Annotated in this window: 19 protein-coding genes; 7 read left to right on the forward strand and 12 right to left on the reverse strand. The window is 63.8% G+C overall.

Annotated elements, in window-relative coordinates:
- Positions 1 to 202: 202 nt before the first annotated feature.
- Genes ACUJB0_RS12065 through ACUJB0_RS12090 form a run of 6 tightly spaced genes read right to left on the reverse strand, consistent with a single transcriptional unit; the run spans position 203 to position 5,983 of the window.
- Positions 203 to 883, reverse strand: a complete 681-nt coding sequence (locus ACUJB0_RS12065) for a cyclic di-GMP-binding domain-containing protein, MshE-related (RefSeq protein ID WP_444845435.1) — start codon at positions 881 to 883, stop codon at positions 203 to 205.
- 54 nt (positions 884 to 937) lie between these two features.
- The gene (locus tag ACUJB0_RS12070) at positions 938 to 1,939 is read right to left on the reverse strand and encodes an AraC family transcriptional regulator (RefSeq protein ID WP_444845436.1); all 1,002 of its coding nucleotides are present in this window, start codon (positions 1,937 to 1,939) and stop codon (positions 938 to 940) included.
- On the reverse strand, positions 1,936 to 2,487 hold the full coding sequence (locus ACUJB0_RS12075) for a DUF2059 domain-containing protein (protein ID WP_444845437.1): 552 nt from the start codon (positions 2,485 to 2,487) through the stop codon (positions 1,936 to 1,938). The genes ACUJB0_RS12070 and ACUJB0_RS12075 overlap by 4 nt, the downstream gene beginning before the upstream one ends.
- Positions 2,488 to 2,505: 18 nt before the next feature.
- A complete protein-coding gene (locus ACUJB0_RS12080; RefSeq protein WP_444845438.1) occupies positions 2,506 to 4,137 on the reverse strand; it encodes an OmpP1/FadL family transporter in 1,632 nt (543 codons plus the stop codon).
- A 16-nt stretch (positions 4,138 to 4,153) separates the two neighbouring features.
- Positions 4,154 to 5,179, reverse strand: coding sequence for a transporter (locus tag ACUJB0_RS12085; RefSeq protein ID WP_444845439.1), 1,026 nt, complete (start codon positions 5,177 to 5,179; stop codon positions 4,154 to 4,156).
- A gap of 36 nt (positions 5,180 to 5,215) precedes the next feature.
- On the reverse strand, positions 5,216 to 5,983 hold the full coding sequence (locus tag ACUJB0_RS12090; protein ID WP_444845440.1) for a C39 family peptidase: 768 nt from the start codon (positions 5,981 to 5,983) through the stop codon (positions 5,216 to 5,218).
- A gap of 561 nt (positions 5,984 to 6,544) precedes the next feature.
- On the opposite strand from ACUJB0_RS12090, the gene ACUJB0_RS12095 reads away from it, so the two are divergent.
- The 5 genes from ACUJB0_RS12095 (at position 6,545) to ACUJB0_RS12115 (ending at position 9,879) form a co-directional block, all read left to right on the forward strand.
- Positions 6,545 to 7,054 (forward strand): DUF6160 family protein, encoded by a 510-nt coding sequence (locus ACUJB0_RS12095; RefSeq protein WP_117015912.1) that lies wholly within the window; start codon positions 6,545 to 6,547, stop codon positions 7,052 to 7,054.
- Between the two features lie 155 nt (positions 7,055 to 7,209).
- Positions 7,210 to 7,719, forward strand: a complete 510-nt coding sequence (locus ACUJB0_RS12100; RefSeq protein WP_117015911.1) for a DUF6160 family protein — start codon at positions 7,210 to 7,212, stop codon at positions 7,717 to 7,719.
- Positions 7,720 to 7,766: 47 nt separating this feature from the next.
- The gene (locus ACUJB0_RS12105; protein ID WP_444845441.1) at positions 7,767 to 8,561 is read left to right on the forward strand and encodes a hypothetical protein; all 795 of its coding nucleotides are present in this window, start codon (positions 7,767 to 7,769) and stop codon (positions 8,559 to 8,561) included.
- Entirely contained in the window at positions 8,561 to 9,415 is an 855-nt protein-coding gene (locus ACUJB0_RS12110) for a DUF6160 family protein (RefSeq protein ID WP_444845442.1), read from the forward strand. The genes ACUJB0_RS12105 and ACUJB0_RS12110 overlap by 1 nt, the downstream gene beginning before the upstream one ends.
- Positions 9,415 to 9,879 (forward strand): DUF6160 family protein, encoded by a 465-nt coding sequence (locus ACUJB0_RS12115; protein WP_444845443.1) that lies wholly within the window; start codon positions 9,415 to 9,417, stop codon positions 9,877 to 9,879. The genes ACUJB0_RS12110 and ACUJB0_RS12115 overlap by 1 nt, the downstream gene beginning before the upstream one ends.
- 158 nt (positions 9,880 to 10,037) lie before the next feature.
- Here ACUJB0_RS12115 and ACUJB0_RS12120 read toward each other — a convergent pair whose 3' ends face one another.
- Positions 10,038 to 11,177 carry an MFS transporter gene (locus ACUJB0_RS12120; RefSeq protein ID WP_444845564.1) on the reverse strand — a complete coding sequence of 380 codons (1,140 nt, stop codon included), beginning with the start codon at positions 11,175 to 11,177 and terminating at the stop codon, positions 10,038 to 10,040.
- A 112-nt stretch (positions 11,178 to 11,289) separates the two neighbouring features.
- Positions 11,290 to 12,297, reverse strand: a complete 1,008-nt coding sequence (locus ACUJB0_RS12125; protein WP_444845444.1) for an LLM class flavin-dependent oxidoreductase — start codon at positions 12,295 to 12,297, stop codon at positions 11,290 to 11,292.
- A gap of 376 nt (positions 12,298 to 12,673) precedes the next feature.
- Between ACUJB0_RS12125 and ACUJB0_RS12130 the strand changes: the two genes are divergently transcribed.
- Positions 12,674 to 13,585, forward strand: coding sequence for a TraB/GumN family protein (locus ACUJB0_RS12130; protein WP_444845445.1), 912 nt, complete (start codon positions 12,674 to 12,676; stop codon positions 13,583 to 13,585).
- Here the strand turns inward: ACUJB0_RS12130 and ACUJB0_RS12135 are convergent.
- The 3 genes from ACUJB0_RS12135 to ACUJB0_RS12145 all read right to left on the reverse strand — a co-directional run bounded on the left by ACUJB0_RS12135 (position 13,582) and on the right by ACUJB0_RS12145 (position 15,889).
- Complete coding sequence (locus ACUJB0_RS12135; RefSeq protein ID WP_444845446.1) at positions 13,582 to 14,085, reverse strand: hypothetical protein; 504 nt, start codon at positions 14,083 to 14,085, stop codon at positions 13,582 to 13,584. The genes ACUJB0_RS12130 and ACUJB0_RS12135 overlap by 4 nt on opposite strands.
- Before the next feature lie 361 nt (positions 14,086 to 14,446).
- A complete protein-coding gene (locus ACUJB0_RS12140) occupies positions 14,447 to 14,839 on the reverse strand; it encodes a VanZ family protein (RefSeq protein WP_444845447.1) in 393 nt (130 codons plus the stop codon).
- A gap of 288 nt (positions 14,840 to 15,127) precedes the next feature.
- On the reverse strand, positions 15,128 to 15,889 hold the full coding sequence (locus tag ACUJB0_RS12145; protein WP_161092016.1) for an SDR family NAD(P)-dependent oxidoreductase: 762 nt from the start codon (positions 15,887 to 15,889) through the stop codon (positions 15,128 to 15,130).
- A gap of 95 nt (positions 15,890 to 15,984) precedes the next feature.
- On the opposite strand from ACUJB0_RS12145, the gene pyrF reads away from it, so the two are divergent.
- Positions 15,985 to 16,806 carry an orotidine-5'-phosphate decarboxylase gene (gene pyrF, locus ACUJB0_RS12150; protein ID WP_444845448.1) on the forward strand — a complete coding sequence of 274 codons (822 nt, stop codon included), beginning with the start codon at positions 15,985 to 15,987 and terminating at the stop codon, positions 16,804 to 16,806.
- A 6-nt stretch (positions 16,807 to 16,812) separates the two neighbouring features.
- Here pyrF and sbcB read toward each other — a convergent pair whose 3' ends face one another.
- Positions 16,813 to 18,255: an exodeoxyribonuclease I gene (sbcB, locus tag ACUJB0_RS12155; protein ID WP_444845449.1), complete on the reverse strand. Its 1,443-nt coding sequence runs from the start codon at positions 18,253 to 18,255 to the stop codon at positions 16,813 to 16,815.
- Positions 18,256 to 18,277: the final 22 nt, after the last annotated feature.

The following is an 18,277-nucleotide window of genomic DNA, read 5'->3' on the forward strand; positions in this document are numbered from 1 at the left end:
GCCATGAAATTTGGGGTCAAGTCTGACATTCGGACAGGAGCTCAGCTGTAGTCGACGCTTGCAATTTGGGGTCAAGTCTGGCATTCGGACAGGAGCTCAACTGTAGTTGACGCTACGGCCCAGTTCGTGTCCGATTGCCAGACTTGACCCCATTGCGTTACGGACCAGCTCGTGTCCGAATGTCAGACTTGACCCCATTTTTTTAGTGATGGAAGGCCATCGTGATCGAGGTGCCGGTCAGGTCGATGCCTTTGATGGAGATGCTGCCGAAGCTGGCGCCTTCGGTGCCTTTCACACGAATATTGTTGAAGTTGATCTCGCCGATCGACGACGGTAAGTTCAACGTCAACGAGCCGTCCTTGTTGATCGTGGCGGTGGCCTTGTTCGGATCGTAGACGACGTTCTTCATGCTGGTGTCCGCCTCCAGGAAACCCAGCACCGGATTGAGCAGCTTGGCCATGTCGCCCACCACTTCCAGCCCGTTGTTCTTGGTCTGCTTGACGGCCTGGATCAGCTCGTCGCTGAGGCCCTGGGCCGAGGTGTCGCCCAGTTCTTCTTCGCTCAGGGCTTGCAGGCCGGGGCGCTCCTTGATCTGCAGGCCGCGCTGGTCCCTGCTCAGCACCACCGGCGTGCCCACCGCCAGCGACGGCAGCGCTTGCGCGGCGTAGGTTTCCAGCGGCGCCAGCAAAGAGGTGGCGATGGCGGCGGCCATCCGCAGTCGGCGCTGTTTGCGCAGCGCTTCTTCGATGTGCTGCTGCGTGATCAGGTTGAGCTCGGCGAAGATGTCGCCCAGCCGCTGCCCCGTCGTCCGTTGCAGCTCGATCGCGGCCGCCAGTTGTTCTTCGGTGATCAGCTTCTGCTTGACCAGCAGCTGACCGAGCATCGACTTGCTTTGATTACTCGATAACCATCCCATCGCCCCGTCTCCTTTTTATTGTTATGCCGTTTTGCGCGGCGTGGTGGCGTGCATCGATTCAGGCTCCGGTCCCGATTGATGCGCCATGTGCACGATGTCCGACGGCGCCATGCCGAACCAGCGCTTGCAGGCCCGGTAGAACGCGCTCGGCTCCGAGAAGCCCAGCTGGAAGCTGAGCATCTTGAGCGACAGTTCGCCGCAGCTGAGCGACTGCCGCGCCAGCTCGCGCCGGGTGTCGTCGACCAGGTTGGTGAAGCTGGTGCCTTCCTCGGCCAGCCGCCGTTGCAAGGTGCGCTCGCTCATCATCAGCTGGGCGGCGACGTCGTCGCGGTGCGGCGGGCCTTTGGGCAGCAGGCTGGCCAGCAGGCCCTGCACCTTGGCGCTGAAGGTCGGCGGCTCGGCGCGCGCCAGCGAGGCCAGCACGCGTTCGCCGCTGCCGGGCACCAGCGGCGGGTTGGCCGGCAAGGCCATCACCAGGTCGGTGTCGGAAAATTCCATGACGTTGTGCGGCATCGAGAACTTGACCGGGCAGCCGAAGGTCTCTTCGTACACGTGGGCGTTGGCCGGTTCGGCGAAGGTGTATTCCACCACCACCGGCGCGATGTCGTCGCGGCCGGCGGCGCAGCGCAGCGAACGCAGCAGCACGCACCAGACGAAGTCGTAGCGTTGTTGCGGCACGTCGCGCTGCGCGCCCGGCAGCAGCAAGCCGACGCGGGTGTGGCCGTGGCAGCGCTCGATCGAGCTTTGCACCGTCGGCGATACCAGCATGATATGGCCCATCACGCCCAGCCAGCCGAGCCGGTGCGGCGAGGAGATCTTCAGGCCGATCAGCGGATCGCCGGATTTTTCCACCACCAGTTCCCACAGGTGGCTCAGTTTGTCGGACAGCGTGAGGGCGTCGCAGGCGAGGCCGTCCCCTTCGTCCAGGCCGGCTTGCGCGAACAGCGCTTCCGCTTCCACGCCGGAGTGGTGCAGGCGCGATTTGACGCCGCGCACCAGATGCAGGGCGGAGGAGTAGGTCATGGCGTGACCGCGGCGCGCAGACGCAGGCCGATTTTTTCTTTCAGGCCCTGCAGTTTCGGATCGATCACGGCGCGGGTGTCGGCCGCCACGCCTTCGCCCAGCGTCTTCTGCATTTCCGGCAGCATGGCCTCGAATTTTTTCTTGACCGGCGATTCGAGGATGGCGATCAGCTGTTTCAATTCTTCCTCGGTGTAGCGCTCGGCCAGCAGCGGGGCGATGGTGGTGGGGATCAGCTTGTCGGCGCTGCCCTTGGTGATGGGCGTGGCGTCGGCCATGAACTGCTTGGCCTCGCCGACGATGTCGTTCATGGCGGCATCGCGCTTCTCGGGCACGGCGCGGCCCTGCAGCATGGCGCGCGCCTGTTGCACGGCGTCGGCCACCGGCGCCTGCAGCATCTGCTGGCCGATGTTGTCCGGGTTCCATAGCTTCAGCACCTTGTCGACCAGCGCCTGCTTGGCCGGCGGCACCGGCGCGGCGCAGGCGCCGGCAGAGATGAGCGCCAGCAGCAACAGGCCGCGCTTGCAATGGATAGTGATGGGTGTCTTCATGGTGTGCTCCTCAAAAAATCAGAAACGCTTGTTGATCTCGAAACCAAAATAGCGCACGTGAATGTCGCCCTTGACGTTCTGGCCGGCATACGGGTTGTAGATGATGTTCAGGAAGTTGCTGCAGTTCAGATTGCAGTCGGTGTTGGCCGGCACGTCGTACTTGCCGGTCATGTAGGAGGCGGTGACGCTGACCTCGGTGTTCTTGTTGACCTTGAAGCTCAGGCCGGTGCTCAGCAGCTTGGTGTTGGGCAGCGGCGCCAGCAGGTCGAGCTTGTTGTTCGGGATCGAGGTCTTGCGCGGCTCGTAGCCGAAGCGCAGCGCCAGCCGCTCCATCGGGAACAGTTGCAGGCCGTAGGCCATGTTGACCACGCTCTTGTAGCCGCGCGGGATGACCAGCTTGCCCGAGTCCGGGATGCCGTACAGCCGCGCCACCTCCAGCAGCTTGATGCTCTGGTCGAACTGGAAGCGCAGCGCGTCCCATTCGCTCCAGCGGGCGTAGCTGGCGTCGACGTTGAGCTGCACGTAGCGGATCGGCTTGAGCTTGATCCCCACCTGCAGGTGCGAGGGGAAGGGGATGATGGCGCTCATGTTGCCCTTCTGCGTGGCCGGGATCGAGGTCGGGAAGCCCAGCACGGCGCCGGCGATCGGCCCCAGCAGCGAGGCGTTCATGCCGCGCACGAAGTTGCGCAGCATGGGCTCGGTGTCGAAGCGGTAGTTGCCGGTGTAGTGGGTCTTGGAACCGCCCTGGTAGACCGCGCCCAGCGCCAGCCATGGCCGCGGTTCCCACAGCACGCCGAGGTTGAGGGTGGGGTCGAACGGGGCCGTCAGTTCCAGCCGCATGTTGGCGGCCTTCTTGAACGGGCTGACCATGCCGTCCTTGCCGCCGCCGCACACGCCGAAACCCAGCACGTCGATGATGTTGCCGCCGTCCTCCGGGCACCAGCCTTTCTGCAGCTGGCCGAACACGCCCAGCAGCTCATTCGGGAAGCGCATATTGGTGTCGACCACGAAGGCGGCGTGGGCGATCGGGACCGCCACGCCGAAGCGCAGCGTGTCCGAATACTTGTAGCCGACCGACGGCGACAGATAGACCAGCCGCTGGATCTGCTCCTGCCGGCCCTGGTACTGGCCGGGGTCGTTGGGATCGGTGGTGCGGTCCAGGCTCATGGCCTGCGCCATATAGCTGTCGGTGGCGAAGGTCCATGGCGAGCCGGCCTTGTTCCAGTACATGCCGATGCCGGGCACGGCCACCGCGGGCAGGCGCCAGCCGGGCATGCCGTAGCCGGGCACGTACATCACCTGGCGCACCGGGCCGGTGTGGGTGTTGGACAACGGATCGTCCTTCCAGCCGCCGATGTCGAAGTTCGGGCCGGGCGTGAAGCTGGCCGCGGTGCGGATCGAGGCCACGAAGTTGTGGATGCTCTCGCCGTCGCCGGTCAGGCGCGCCAGGCCGGCGGGGTTGAAGTGGATCGAGGCGACGCCGGGCGGATCGGCGGTCACGGCATTGCCGAGCGACATGGCGACCACGCTGGTGGTCAGGTTCTCGGTCAGCGCGGCGTGCGCCGGCAGCGGGCACAGCGTGGTGCAAGCGGCCGCAACGGCGGCCGCCAGCAGGCGCCGCTGCGCGAAGGCTGGAGGGGACGGGTTCATGAAGAGATCGGGCCGGTCAGAAGTTGAGCGGGATGTTCATGCCGACCGTCATGTTCGGCGAATCCGGCGTCAGGCCGATGCCGACCGACAGGTTGACCGTGGTCTTGGGCGAGATGCGGTAGCCCAGGCCCATGTTGAGGATGCTGGAGGTCTGCATGTGGGTCTTGGCTTCCAGGCCGTCGGCGAAGCGCAGCTTGGAACCGGCCGAGATCGCCTCCTGGAAGGAGATCGTGGTGGAGATGCCGTACGACAGCGCGTACGCGAAGCCCATGCCGAAGCCGATGGTGTTGCCGGGCTGGACGCGGGTAAGCACGCGCGTGCCGTTGACCTGCCACAGGTTCTTGGCCGGCAGGCTGGCGGTGAAGTTGAGCGAGCCGAACAGCGCGACCGGGTCGACGATCTTGTTGACGTTGAGGCCGGCCGAGAAGGCGCCGACGCCGCTGCCGGTGGCCTCGCCGCTGCCGGCGATGATCTTGAACGGGCTGCGGCCGGTCGGCAGGCGCACGTTGCTGGTGACGGTCAGGTTGGGCGTGTCGCGGTGCGCCTCGAACGGCTGCCAGCGGGCGCCGACGGACAGGTCGCCCAGCGAGTTGGAAACGCCATTGGACAGGTTGTTGTCCGAGTAGCGCGAGATGAAGGGCAGGGTGACGTTGCCGGTCAGGTTGTCGAGCACGCCGTAGTCGGCCGAGAAGGTGTTGGTGATGCTGTGCGAGCTGGTGTTCTCGATGTTGAACAGCGTGGTGCTGCCGTTGGCCAGGTCGGTGACGATGCGCTCCTCGCCGACGTAGGAATAGGTGAGGTCGTAGGTGATGGCCATCTGGTTGCGGCGGATCAGCGAGTATTGCTTGTCGACGGCGGTCAGGGTCTGCTTGAGCAGCGCGCTCTGGTCGCCTTCGCCTTCCTTCTTGGCCAGCGCGTCGCGGGCGGCGTCGGCGCTGGCCGGCGCGGCCGACGGGGTCTGCGGCGTCTGTTGCGCGGCGGCGGGCAGCGCCAGCAGGGCGGCGGCAATGGCTGCGGCGATAGGCAGGGTACGGAAAATCATCGTGGTCATCCTTGAGAGAGTGGGCGCTGCTTGGGGTTAATTGCGATGCATCCAGGTGCCGGCGGCGCCCGAATTGACGGCGCGCAGCAACAGCTGGGCCGAGTTGGACAGGCCGTCCTGCCGGCCCTTGCCTGTGACGCGGTCCATGTCGGCCACGCCCAGTTCCTGATCGGACAGCGCCAGCTGCCCCACCGGTTTCTGGTTCTTGGCCGGGGAGATGATGAACAGGGTGTTCTTGTCCCACCAGCGCGCGAACTCCTCGACCGAGAACACGATGTTGCCGGCCGACGGATCGGCGATGAAGACCACGCCGTCGCGGATGCCGCGCAACACCACGAAGTGCTTGGAGCCGGCGTAGTCGATCGGCACGATGGCTGGTTCCTCCAGCGTCATCAGGTCCTTGATCTCGGCCTTGAAGCCGGCGCCGGACAGGCCCAGCGAGCCGACGTAGCGCTTCATGTCCAGCAGCGAGAAGCCGCGGCGCTCGATGATCTTTTCCTTCTCGCCCTTGTCCAGCATGCCTTCCATGGCCTGCTGCTCGTTGACCATCACGCCCAGGTGGTAGTTGAGGATGGTGACCAGCGCGGCCGAGCCGCAGCTGAAGTCGAAGGCCTGGCGGACGATGTGCTTGTATTTGAGCTCGGAGAACGGCTCCATCGCCACCGACTGCACATAGGCGCCGCCGCCCAGCATGGTCTGCGGCATCTCGTACTGGCCCTTGGGACGGTCTTGCGGTTCGTTGCGGGACATGAAGCCGGCGCCGCCGATGGCGGCGGCGAGGACGGTCAGCAGGATCATCAGCATGGCGTCAGCCCTCGCGCGCGGGGCGCGCTACGCGCAAGAGCGCGCCCTTGCGCGCGCGATAGAAATGCTGCCGGGACTGGCGGGAAAAACTGCGGGCGTAGGCTTCGCCCAGAGGCGTCGGGCGCCCCGTTGTTGGGTTCATCTTGTCTCCAATATTCTTAATTAGAACGGTCGTGCTTTATTAAGGCGACAACTCGTCTTTCTTTTCTAGTAATTAATTAACGCATGATTTGGCAAAACCGAGCATCTGTTTTTTTAGAGATGTGACTCTAGAAAATTTCAGACGAACCTGTGCTACAGGCGACAACAAAAGTGCAACAACGACCACATCCATGTCCTCACTCTGTGTGGCTCTCAAGGCCACGTTGTTGGCTTTAGAAGTCAGCGCGCCGCGCTGGACCGGCGTTGGCGGCGACTCCTATGATGGACTCAATTAATAGTCAAATATTAAGATTTTCACGGCACCGGACAGTGCGCCGAAGCTCCTACCCGGAGCCGAGGACCAGACTGAACGGCCGTGGGCCCGGACAAAAAAATTCATACACAACTCGGAGATAAAAAATGCAAATCGTAAAAACCGCAATCGCAGCAGCCCTGGCAACCCTGGCTTTCTCGGCATCGGCCATGACCCCGATCCAGGACGCGGAACTGAGCACCGTCAGCGGCCAGGACGGCGTGTCGATCGCTGCCAATCTGAACATCAAGATTGACTCCTTCGTCTACACCGACACCGACGCGCTGGACGCGAACGGCATGGGTGGCGGTTCGGTGAGCTTCAACGGCATCAAAGTTAACGGCCTGATCGCCGCTAACATCGACATCCTGTCGAAGAACTCCTTCCTGGCCGCTGCCGGCGCCGCTGGCGTGACCAACCCAGGCACCTTCTACAATCCAGCCACCGGCGGCGACGTCGTGCAGATCGCCATTCCACAAAGCGTGGTCGCTGACGGCCACTACCTGAACGTGTCGGTTGACGCGATCAAGATGGGCAACAGCGCAGCATCGTTCGGTTCGGTCGCAATGAACCAGATCGACATGCGCGGCACCACCGTCTGGATCTTCGCGCACTAATCCAGGCTTGTCCGCGCTGGCTCGCAGGGTCTGTAGCTTGGCCTGAAAAGTCAGCGCGGCATGCTGGACGCTGGCGACAGCGTAGCCCTAAGATGGTTACGCAGCATTGAAAAAAACACAAAATACCTAGACCAAAACCTCACGGAGACGACCACATGCAATTCATCAAAACCGCAGCAGCAGCAGCCCTGGCAACCCTGGCCTTCTCGGCATCGGCCATGACCCCGATTCAAGACGCAGAGCTGAGCACCGTCAGCGGCCAGGACGGCGTGTCGATCGCTGCCAACCTGAACATCAAAATCGCATCGTTCACCTACACCGACACCGACGCGCTGGACGCGAACGGCATGGGTGGCGGTTCGGTCAGCTTCAACGGCATCAAGGTCAACGGCCTGATCGCCGCCAACATCGACATCCTGTCGAAGAACTCCTTCCTGGCCGCTGCCGGCGCCGCTGGCGTGACCAACCCAGGCACCTTCTACAACCCAGCCACCGGCGGCGACGTGGTGCAGATCGCCATCCCGCAAAGCGTGGTTGCTGACGGCCACTACCTGAACGTGTCGGTTGACGCGATCAAGATGGGCAACAGCGCGGCATCGTTCGGTTCGGTCGCAATGAACCAGATCGACATGCGCGGCACCACCGTCTGGATCTTCGCTCACTAATCAGCTGAGCTTCAACAGCCGCCGCGGCGGCTGTTGATCCCCACATCATGAACTCCCTCTATTCCCTGCGTTCGCTGTGGCTGTGCGCGGCTTTGGCCTGCTGCACGCTGACGGCTTCAGCGCAAATGCGGCCACTGAGCGAAGAAGAGCTGTCCAACACGCGCGGGCAGGGTCTGGTCGCGCTCACCAACACCAGCCTGGGCGGCTACGACTTCAGCAAGATCGCGCTGGACGCGGACATCTCGCTGAGCGCCAACCTGCGCAATATGCGGCTGGGCGAATATACCTACGGACCGCGCAACGGCAGCGGCGCCGACATCGACATCGGCCTGATGCAGTTCGGCCGCAGCGACGGCACCGACGCGCAGCGCCTGGTCCACATCAGCAATCCGTATTTCGAATTTGTTTACAAGAACGCGGCCGATGGCGCCTCGCGCGAGGCGGTCGGCATGCGTTTTGGTTTTGAGGGCATCAGCGGCGACATCGGCTTGAAGGTCAACAGCCTGTCGGGCTCGATGCGGGTGACGGGCGTGGCGGCCGACGGCAGCGCGGTGCTGCTTGATTCGCACACCGACACGCTGGGCGGCAAGCGCTGGGACGGCGCGTGCACCGCGCCTTGTTTGTCGCTGGCTCAGCTGGGCGGCGTGACGGCGGGCGATGCGGCCGGGCCGAGCCGCGATTTCTGGATCTCCGTGTTGAAGACCGGAGTGCAGTTCCCGAGCGCGGCCGGGGTGCCGGCGTCCGATGCGGCGCAGGCCGGCATCTGGATGAACTGGCGCGACAAGCTGCAGGCGCTCAACACCTCCGGCCTGGTGCCGCCCAACCTGCCGAAGGGCCGCTGATGACGGCCGTGCGCGCTGCCGTGCTGGCGTTGTTGGCCGCCGTGTGCGCGCCGGCGCTGGCGATGGAGCCGTTGAATGACGCGGCGCTGTCGTCGGTGCGCGGGCGCGACGGCGTCAGCTTCGACCTGAACGGCTTCGCCATGAGCGGCGACGCGCGCGTCAGCTATACCACGCCGGTTGGCTCCAGCCTTTATGTGGAAAAATTCAGCGCTTCGCGCAGCGACAATCCGCTGCCGTTTTCCGATCCCTACAAGTTGGACATCGTGGCCGGCGCGCCTGGTCTAGCCGATGTCATCAATATCGCTTTTCCCTTGAACACCAATGCCGACCAGCGCTGGCAAGCCGCCTACGATTGGGGCGTGACGGCGGATGGCGTCACGCGCGAGCAGGGCAGTGTGGTGATCAAGGATCTGGTGTTCACCGGTGGCGGGCTGCAGTTTTCCACGCCGCAGGTCAATGACGGCGTGGCGTTTGGCGCCGCGCTGCGCATGGATATCGGCCAGCTGTCGTTCCAGCCGCGCGGGCGCACCGACGCCACCGAGGCGATGGTGCTGAGCGGCGTGCACATCGGCGGCGTCGACGGCAATGGCGTGTTCAACAATACGCCGTGGATGCTGGCCAATGTGGCTTCGCAGCCGGCGGTGATCAACGCACTGACCGACGAGACCGGACCGCGTCTGCACATCGGCATCGACTGGCCGGATGCGCGTTATGGCAGCGGCGTGGCGCCGGCGGGAGGGATCGTGGTCGACAATATTTCGTTTGTGAGTCCTGGGCAGCCGACGGTGGATTTGGGATCGTCGCGCATCGGATCGGTGCAGATCCAGTATCTCGACATTAAGTTCAAGCACTGATGGCGCGCGCACTGTTTCTCTCGATGATGCTGGCGGCGGGCGTGGCGCAGGCCGGGAGCCTGCAGGCGCTTGACGACAAGGAGTTGTCGCAGGTGAGCGGGCAGGACGGCATCAGCTTCGCGGCGCACGTGTCGCTGAACGATCCGACGCTGGTGGGGGCGGTCAGCGACAGCCGCTTATCGTTGGGCTTCAATGGAGACGGGCAGAACCGCTACATCGTGTTCAAGAATGTGCGCGGCGTGGTGGACATGTTCGCCGTCAGCCTCGGCGTGCAGACGCGGCCAGATGGTGGCGGAGACTACATCGCCATCGGCCTGCCGGGATACGTACGCTACACCAACTTCGGCTTCGAATCGCTGAGTGTGCAGACCGATCCGAACGCCCCGGTCACCGGCAACCTGGGCAGTCTCAACATCAACGGCGTGGTATCGCTGCAAGGCCAAGTCCGCCTCTGGTCGCACTAACCAGTGGGGTCAAGTCTACCCAGTGGGGTCAAGTCTGACATTCGGACACGAGCTCTGCTGTAGTGCGACTGGGGTCAAGTCTGGCATTCGGACACGAGCTGAGCCGTAGCGGCTGCTGCGGCTCAGCTCGTGTCCGAATGCCAGACTTGACCCCAATTTTATTCGGTGGCGAAGATGCAGAGGGCGGTCAGGGGGAAGGCGAGGCCGGCCCATAGGACTCCGGTCCAGCCGTGCGCGGCAAACATCCAGCCGCCCAGCGATGAGCCTAAGGCCCCACCCATGAAGAAGAGGGCCATGTAGAGGCCGTTCAGGCGGCTGCGGATTTCGGCCGGCAATGCGAAGATGGCGCGCTGGCCCGTTACGAGGTTGGCCGAGACGCCCATGTCGAGCACGATCGAGGTGAAGACCAGTACGCCGAGTTCGAGCAGGCGGTTGCCGTGGATGAACAACGGCATCGCGAACGCCAGCGCGCCCAGCGTCAGGGCGATGGCGGTGTTGGAGCGGCTCTTGCCCTGGTCGGCGCGGCGGCCGGCGATCGGCGAGGCGATGGCGCCTGCCACACCCACCAGCGCGAAGACGGCGACGCCGGTTTGGCTCAGCTGGAAGCGCGGGCCTGTCAGCTCCAGCGAGACGCAGGTCCAGAACAGGCTGAAGGCGCCGAACATGCAGGCCTGATACGCGGCCCGCCGGCGCAGGATCGGCGTGGTCTTGAGCAGGTGCCACATCGAACCCAGCAATGCGAAATAGTGCATGCCCGATCCTGGATGCCGCTGCGGCAGCCGTGCGCGCAGCAGGAAGGCGAGCGCGGCGGTGCCGAGCGCGGAGATGACGAAGATCGCATGCCAGCTCAGCGCGTCGGCCACCAGGCTGGCCACCGGCCGGGCCAGCATGATGCCCATCAGCAGGCCGCTCATGACTTTGCCCACGGTCTGGCCGCGCGTCTCCGGCCGCGACATGTGGGCGGCGAACGGTACCACGATCTGCGCCGCCACCGAACCCAACCCGATGCTGAAGGACGCCAGCAGGAACAAGGAGGCGCTGCGCGTGAACGAGGCCGCCAGCAGGGCGGCCGACGTGGTCAGCAGGGCGATGAAGATCAGGCGGCGGTTTTCCAGCAGGTCGCCCAGCGGGACGATGAACATCAGGCCGAGGCAGTAGCCGATCTGGGTCAGCGTGACGATCAGGCCGGCGGCGCCGGGATCGAGGCCGGTGGCGCGGCTGATCGGGCCGATCAGCGTTTGCGCGTAGTACAGGTTGGCGACGATGAGTCCGGTCGCGGTGGCGAACAACCAGACCATGCCGGGGGAGATGTCGTGCTGGGCGTGGGACTGGCTCACGTGTGCTCCTTCAATTTGCAGCCGGCAATTTTACCGGCGAACGCAAATTGCTGCTGAGCGTGGCCCGTTTTGCCTACAGCCCCGCTTGCGCGCGCGTCAGCGCCTGCCGCACCTCGGCCGTGATTTCGTAGGAGCGCAGGCGCTGCGCGTGGTCGTAGATCTGCGAGGTGATCATCAGCTCGTCGGCGCCGGTGCGGGCGATGAATTCCTGCAGCTGGCGCTGCACGGTGGGCGCCGCGCCGATGGCCGAGCACGACAGCACGGAGTCGATCAGCGCGCGTTCCTGCGGCCCCTGCGATTGCAGATAGCCGGCCTGCGGCGGCGGCAGGCGGGCGGGCCGGCCGCTGCGCAGGTTGACGAAGGCTTGCTGCATCGACGTGGCGCGGTAGTGCGCTTCCTCGTCGGTGTCGGCGGCAAACACATTGAAGCCGAGCATGACGTGCGGCTTGGCCAGCTGGGCCGACGGCTGGAAGTTGCTGCGGTACAGGTCGATGGCCTGCATCATCATCTGCGGCGCGAAGTGCGAGGCGAAGGCAAACGGCAGGCCCATGTGTGCGGCCAGCTGCGCGCCAAAAGTGCTCGATCCTAAAATCCACAGCGGCACCTTGGCGCCTTTGCCGGGCACGGCCAGCACGCGCTGGCGCGGCGTGTCGGACAGATAATCCTGCAGCTCCAGCACGTCCTGCGGGAAGGCGTCGGCGTCGCTGTCGAGGTTGCGGCGCAGGGCGCGCGCGGTGGTCTGGTCGGAGCCTGGGGCGCGGCCCAGGCCGAGGTCGATGCGGCCGGGGAACAGCGCCTCCAGCGTGCCGAACTGTTCGGCGATCACCAGCGGCGCGTGGTTGGGCAGCATGATGCCGCCGGCGCCGACCCGGATGGTCGAGGTGCCGCCGGCCACGTGGGCCATGACGACGGCGGTGGCGGCGCTGGCGATGCCCGGCATGCCGTGGTGCTCGGCCAGCCAGTAGCGCTGGTAGCCCCAGCGTTCGGCGTGTTGCGCCAGGTCCAGCGTGTTGCGGAACGATGCGGCGGGCGTGCTGCCTTCGGCGATCGGGGAGAGGTCGAGGATGGAAAATGGAATCATGGGTGTCGGTCCGGCTGTTAGCGTTAATTAATAAATCCCATGGAACAGGTGTGGGTATAACCTTTCCATATGGAGCGACAAGCATACACAGAACGGGCCGGGCGCGCTGGCGGCGGCCGGATTGCGCGGGCTGTTACCGATCCCGCTTTAAATAAGCATATTAATTCGCTAATCACTGAACATATAGGCATTGTTTTCGTTATTTAGCTGCTATTTAGTGTGTTTATTTCGCTGAAGTTTAACCTTCGGATTTAAAAAAATATTTCCCCGGGCATTTACTTGATTTACCATTGGAAACAGTAACGCGCCTCGCCTTACACCTCCCATATTCCGTTTTATTTGTTCGATGGCATGCCCTGCTATCGCGGGGAAACTCATGCCTAAGAAACTTGTTATTCTTTTTACGCTGTTGATCGCTTGCTGCCAGGCGCTGTTTGCCGCCGGCCTGAGCGAGCCGGCCTCGATCGTGCATCGCGGCCAGCTGTACCGCGTCACGCATGATGGCAAGACCAGCTATTTGTTCGGTACCATTCACGTCGGCAAGGACGGCAGTTATCCGCTGGATCCGGTGGTGACGCGCGCGCTGCTGGACTCGAAGGCGCTGGTGATCGAGCTTGATATCCGCCAGGACGCGCCGTTCCAGCTGGCGCTGGCACGCCACGGCCGCTATCCGGACGGCGATACCGTGCAGCATCATCTGTCGCCGGCCACGCTGCGCCTGACCGTGCAGGCGCTGGCGCGGGCTGGCTTGTCGCTGCAATCGGTGCAGCAGTACAAGCCTTGGCTGATCGCCAACCTGTTGATCGGCGCGGAGATGGAGGTGCATGGCTACCAGCGCAGCCAGGCTGTCGAATACGCGCTGCTGGCGGCGGCCAAGAGCCAGGACAAGAAGGTGCGCGAGCTGGAAAGCGCCGAATATCAGCTCGCGCTGTTCGATACGCTGGACGAGCGCCAGCAGGAGCAGTATCTGCTAGAGAACCTGGCCGACCTGGCCGACGGCGATTCGCTGAAGAAATCCACCGCGCTGATTGACGCCTGGAACTCCGCCGACGCGCCCCGCATCCACGCCGTCTGGCAGTCGGCCACCAGCGGCGACACGATTTCCGCCGGCTTCATGAATCGCGTGCTGTTAGGCAAGCGCAATCCTGAAATGGCCAGCAATATCGAGCGCATCATGCAGCAGGACCAGGTCGCCTTTGTCGGCGTGGGCCTGCTGCATCTGGTGGGCGATGATGGCGTGCCGCAATTGCTCAAGCGGCGGGGCTACCAAGTCGAACAGCTGTACTAATAGCTGCTCAAGGTGCCGTTGCTGTACCGCACGCGGTCGCCGATTTTGTAGCTGGGCATGGAATCGACCACCACCATCTGGCTGCTGCCATCGTCCATGTGCACGGTGACACGATAGACTTTGTCGGTGGGCGAGCCGACGCTGCCGCCCGCCGCCGCCGCGCCCACCGCGCCCACGCCCACATCCTGCCGCTGTATCTGGTCGATCGCCTGCACCACGCCGTAGGATGTTTGCGCGCTCTGGCTGCTGTTGGCCATGGCGCCGCTGCCGCTCGTGCCGCTGCCAGCCATGCCGCTGCTGTTGGTGCTGCCGCTGCTGGTCATGGTGCCGGTGGTGCTGCTTTGGCTGCCCGGGCTGCTGCTGGGTGTGTAGCTGGACGTGCCGCTGGGCGTATTGCCGCTGGTACCGCTACTACCGCTGGGTTCGCCGTTACGCTCTGCGGCGCAACCGGCAAGCGCCAGGATAAGCAGCGCGATCGTGCTGTTTCTGGTCATATTCATATCTTCCTCCTCGATGTTCACTCAACAAAATGACTAGCCATTTGATTAAGAGGCAGGAGTCGCGGTTTTGTTCCCGGACATCCCGTCGCGATTGATATACATCAATTGAAGCATGCTACTCACACGCAATAATTGTTCGGTATCACTTTAAAGGACATCGATATGTTGACACGCGTGACAGACATTATTATCGAAGATTTAATTAATTCAACCTGTGGAGAGGCGTCGGACCCGCGCAGTAAGCATTTAATGACACATTTATTGCACGAATTGGTACGCGTGGCCAAGTTGGAGCAATTGCAGCAGATGCGGATGGATGTCGAACTGGCCATCGGCGCATCTGGAGAACGCGCCGGCGATATCAGTTTGACGGCTGGATGCGGTAGCGGGTCCAGAGGGCCCACATGAACAGCGCGGCCAGCAGCGAGGCGTTGCAGTCGACCAGCCAGTCGGACACGGCGGCATGGCGGTACGGGAAGAAGCTTTGCACGTACTCGTCGAGCGCACCCATCAGGGCGATGGTCAGTACCGCCTTGCCGGCGCGCAGCCGGGCGCTGCCTGTGCCCCCGGTGAAGATCAGGAAGGTCAGGCCCGCGTAGGCGATGGAGTGCAGTATCAGGCCCGAGGCGACCTGGCCGATGTCCTGGCGGGCGCCGGGCAGCGAGCCGAGCACCAGTATCATCAGGTACAGGACGATGGCGGTCCAGTAGCGGAGCCGGGCGTGGGAATTGGTCAGAAGAAGGTGCTTGATCATGCCCCGGACAATACCATGCGGCGCAAAAAAGGGGGAGTGGTGCACCGGAAGCCCGGTGCACCTTTCTTCCGTCATGCCTATCGGTTGCATGTACTGAAGATGTGACCAGTATAGGGAGCGAATATGACGCGGTAATGACAGGGAGCAAAAAAAAGCCCGCTGGTTAAAGCGGGCTTAAAACTATTTTCTTGGAGGAGAATAGTGGAGACAGGTGTAATTATGGGGGGAGGCCAGATATGTGTCTAATTGTTGTTTCAGATACCAGACATCAATATTTCGCATAACTGTTTAATTGACCGGCACCGTGTAGTTCAACGCCAGCCGGCCGCCGTCCACATACAGGGTCTGGCCGGTCATGTAGCTGGCGTCGTCGCTGGCCAGGAAGGCGGCGATGGAGGCCACTTCCTCCGGCTCGCCGCAGCGGCCCATCGGCGTGCGCGACAGGATGGTGTGGCGCGCTTCCGGGCTGGCCATCACGGCCTGCTTGGCCAGTTCGGTCAGGATGGTGCCGGGGCCGATGCCGTTGACACGGATGCCGTGCGTGACCAAGTTGAGCGACATCACCTTGGTCAGCTGGTTGATCGCGCCCTTGGACACGACGTACGGCACCTGGTTCGGAATCGCCAGCTCGGCGTTCACGCTGGACATGTTGATGATGCAGCCGCTGCGCTGCTTGACCATCTCGCGCGCCACCGCCTGGCCGCACAGGAACATGGACTTCAGGTTGATGCGCAGCACGCGGTCGAAATCGTCCTCGGTCAGGTCGAGGAAATCGGCGGCGTGGGTGACGCCGGCGTTGTTGATCAGGATGTCGATGCGGCCGAACGCGGCCAGGGTGGCGGCCACCAGCGCGTCGACGTCGCATTTCTGGCTGACGTCGGCGGCGAAGAAGCGCGCCTGGTCGCCCAGCGTCGCGGCGGCGGACGCGCCTTCCGGCTTGATGTCCACCAGCATGACCTTGGCGCCTTCGGCCACCAGGCGCTGCGCGCAAGCCAAGCCTATGCCTTGGGTGGCGCCGGTCACGATCGCGACTTTGTTCGAGAGTTTCATAGGTTTTTGCTTTCTAATGAGTGAGGATCAAATTTTAACAGCCCGCTGCGGGCGCGTTACAATAGAGGGTTTGCAATAAATTCGAGGGGTGCGTCGTGACTTTCATCAACAAATTATCTGCCGCCTGGGCGGCCAACGACTCCCTGCTATGCGTGGGCCTGGATCCGGACATGGCCAAGCTGCCGGCCCAGTTCCAGAACGACCCGCAAGGCATCTACCACTTCTGCCGCGAGATCATCGACGCGACCGCCGACCTGGCTTGCTCGTTCAAGCCGCAAATCGCCTACTTCGCGGCGCTGAGCGCGGAAGACCAGCTGGAAAAAATCTGCCACTACGTGCGCGACAACTATCCGCACATGCCTGTGATCCTGGACGCCAAGCGCGGCGACATCGGCGCCACCGCGCGCCAGTACGCGCGCGAGGCCTATGACCGCTACGGCGCCGACGCGGTGACCGTCAACCCTTACATGGGTTCGGATTCGGTGGAGCCGTACATGGAGTGGAGTGACCGCGGCGTGATCATCCTGTGCCGCACCTCGAACGCGGGTGGTTCTGACCTGCAGTTCCTCAACGTCGACGGCAAGCCGCTGTACCAGCACGTGGCGCGCCTGGTGGCCGACAAGTGGAACGCCAACGGCCAATGCGCGCTGGTGGTGGGTGCCACCTTCCCTGAGGAACTGGCGCAGGTAAGGGCGATCGTCGGCGACATGCCGCTGCTGGTGCCGGGCATCGGCGCGCAAGGCGGCGATATCGAAGCCACCGTCAAGTCGGGCCGCACCTACGATGGCACCGGCATGATGATCAACTCGTCGCGCGCCATCCTGTACGCGGCGCCGCAAGCCGGTGAGGACTTCGCCGCCGCCGCCCGCCGCGTGGCGCTGGAAACGCGCGACGCCATCAACCAGCATCGCGCCTGAGCGAGGCTAGTGCGCTGGAGCGATCAGCTCCACGTACTCGTACAGCTCGGCCAGGATCTGTTCGGCGCGCTCATCGGCATCCTGCTGCAGATGGTCGATCTCGCCGAAGAACTGGTCGATGCTGCGCGCACCGCCCGCGCCTTCGTAGAAGCGCGCCGCGCGGTGCTGTTCCCAATGCTCCATCTCGCCTTCGGACAGGGTTTCGGGGAAGTTGCGCGCGCGGTAGCGGAACAGCAGCTCCAGCAGGCGCGGATCGCTGAACGACGGCGACGCCGTGGCCAGCCTGGCCGGCGTTTCCTTGCGCAGCGTGTCGAGCATGCGGCGGTCTTCCTTGCCGACGAAGCCGTTGTACAGGTCCTCGTCCACGTCCAGCTCCTCGCCGGCGGGACGGTAGAACACCTGCTCCCAAATCGCATCCATGTTGCGCCCGGCCGCTGCCAGCGCGGCGTAGGCCTTGCCTTGCTCCAGGTCGATGCCCCACTTGGCCGCCATCGCCGGCGACAGCGTCTTCAGGTTGGACACCAGCATCGGCGATTTGTTCAGGTGGATGCTCTTGACCGGCAAGCGCGTCATGCCTTCCGGCAGCGCGTCGCTGCGGCTGAAGATGCGGGTGCGGATGGTGTCGGCGTCCAGCGTGAACAGCTCGCTCGGATCGTAGGTGCAATCCCAGACGATGACCTCGTTCTTGTTGGTCGGATGCGTGGCAAGCGGCCACACCAGCGCGATGCAGCCGCGCTCGGCCGGGAACATGCCGGACACGTGCAGGAACGGCGCGCGCAGCTGCGGTGCCAGGTGCATGCCGATCTCGTCGGCCACGCGGTCCTTCTTGTGCAGCGCCAGGCAGAAGTCGAACAGCTTGGGCTGCTTCTGCTTGATCAGGCGCGCCAGCGCGATGGTGGCGCGCACGTCCGACAGCGCATCGTGCGCGGCCTCGTGCAGCAGGCCGTTGGCCTTGGCCAGGTGCTCCAGCTTGAAGCTGGGCTTGCCGTCCTCGCGCATCGGCCATTCGATGCCTTCCGGGCGCAGCGCGTAGGTCATGCGCACCACGTCCAGCAGGTCCCAGCGGCCGCACTGGTTCTGCCACTCGCGCGCGTATGGGTCGATCAGGTTGCGCCAGAACATGAAGCGGGTGATCTCGTCGTCGAAGCGGATGGTGTTGTAGCCCACGCCGATGGTGCCCGGCTTGGAAAACGCCTGCTCGATGGTGGCGGCGAACTTGTGCTCGGGCACGCCCCATTCCAGGCATTGCTGCGGCGTGATGCCGGTGATCAGGCATGATTGCGGATCCGGCAGGAAATCATTGGCCGGCTTGCAATACAACATGATCGGGTCGCCGATCTCGTTCAGGTCGGCGTCGGTGCGGATCGCGGCGAATTGCGCCGGGCGGTCGCGGCGCGCCTGGGCGCCAAAGGTTTCGTAGTCGTGCCAGAGAAAGGTCTGTGTGGTCATAGGGTGCGGTCAAGTTATTCGT

Source organism: Duganella caerulea (assembly GCF_040362985.1).
In the GTDB taxonomy this organism is placed as follows: domain Bacteria; phylum Pseudomonadota; class Gammaproteobacteria; order Burkholderiales; family Burkholderiaceae_D; genus Rugamonas; species Rugamonas vulcania.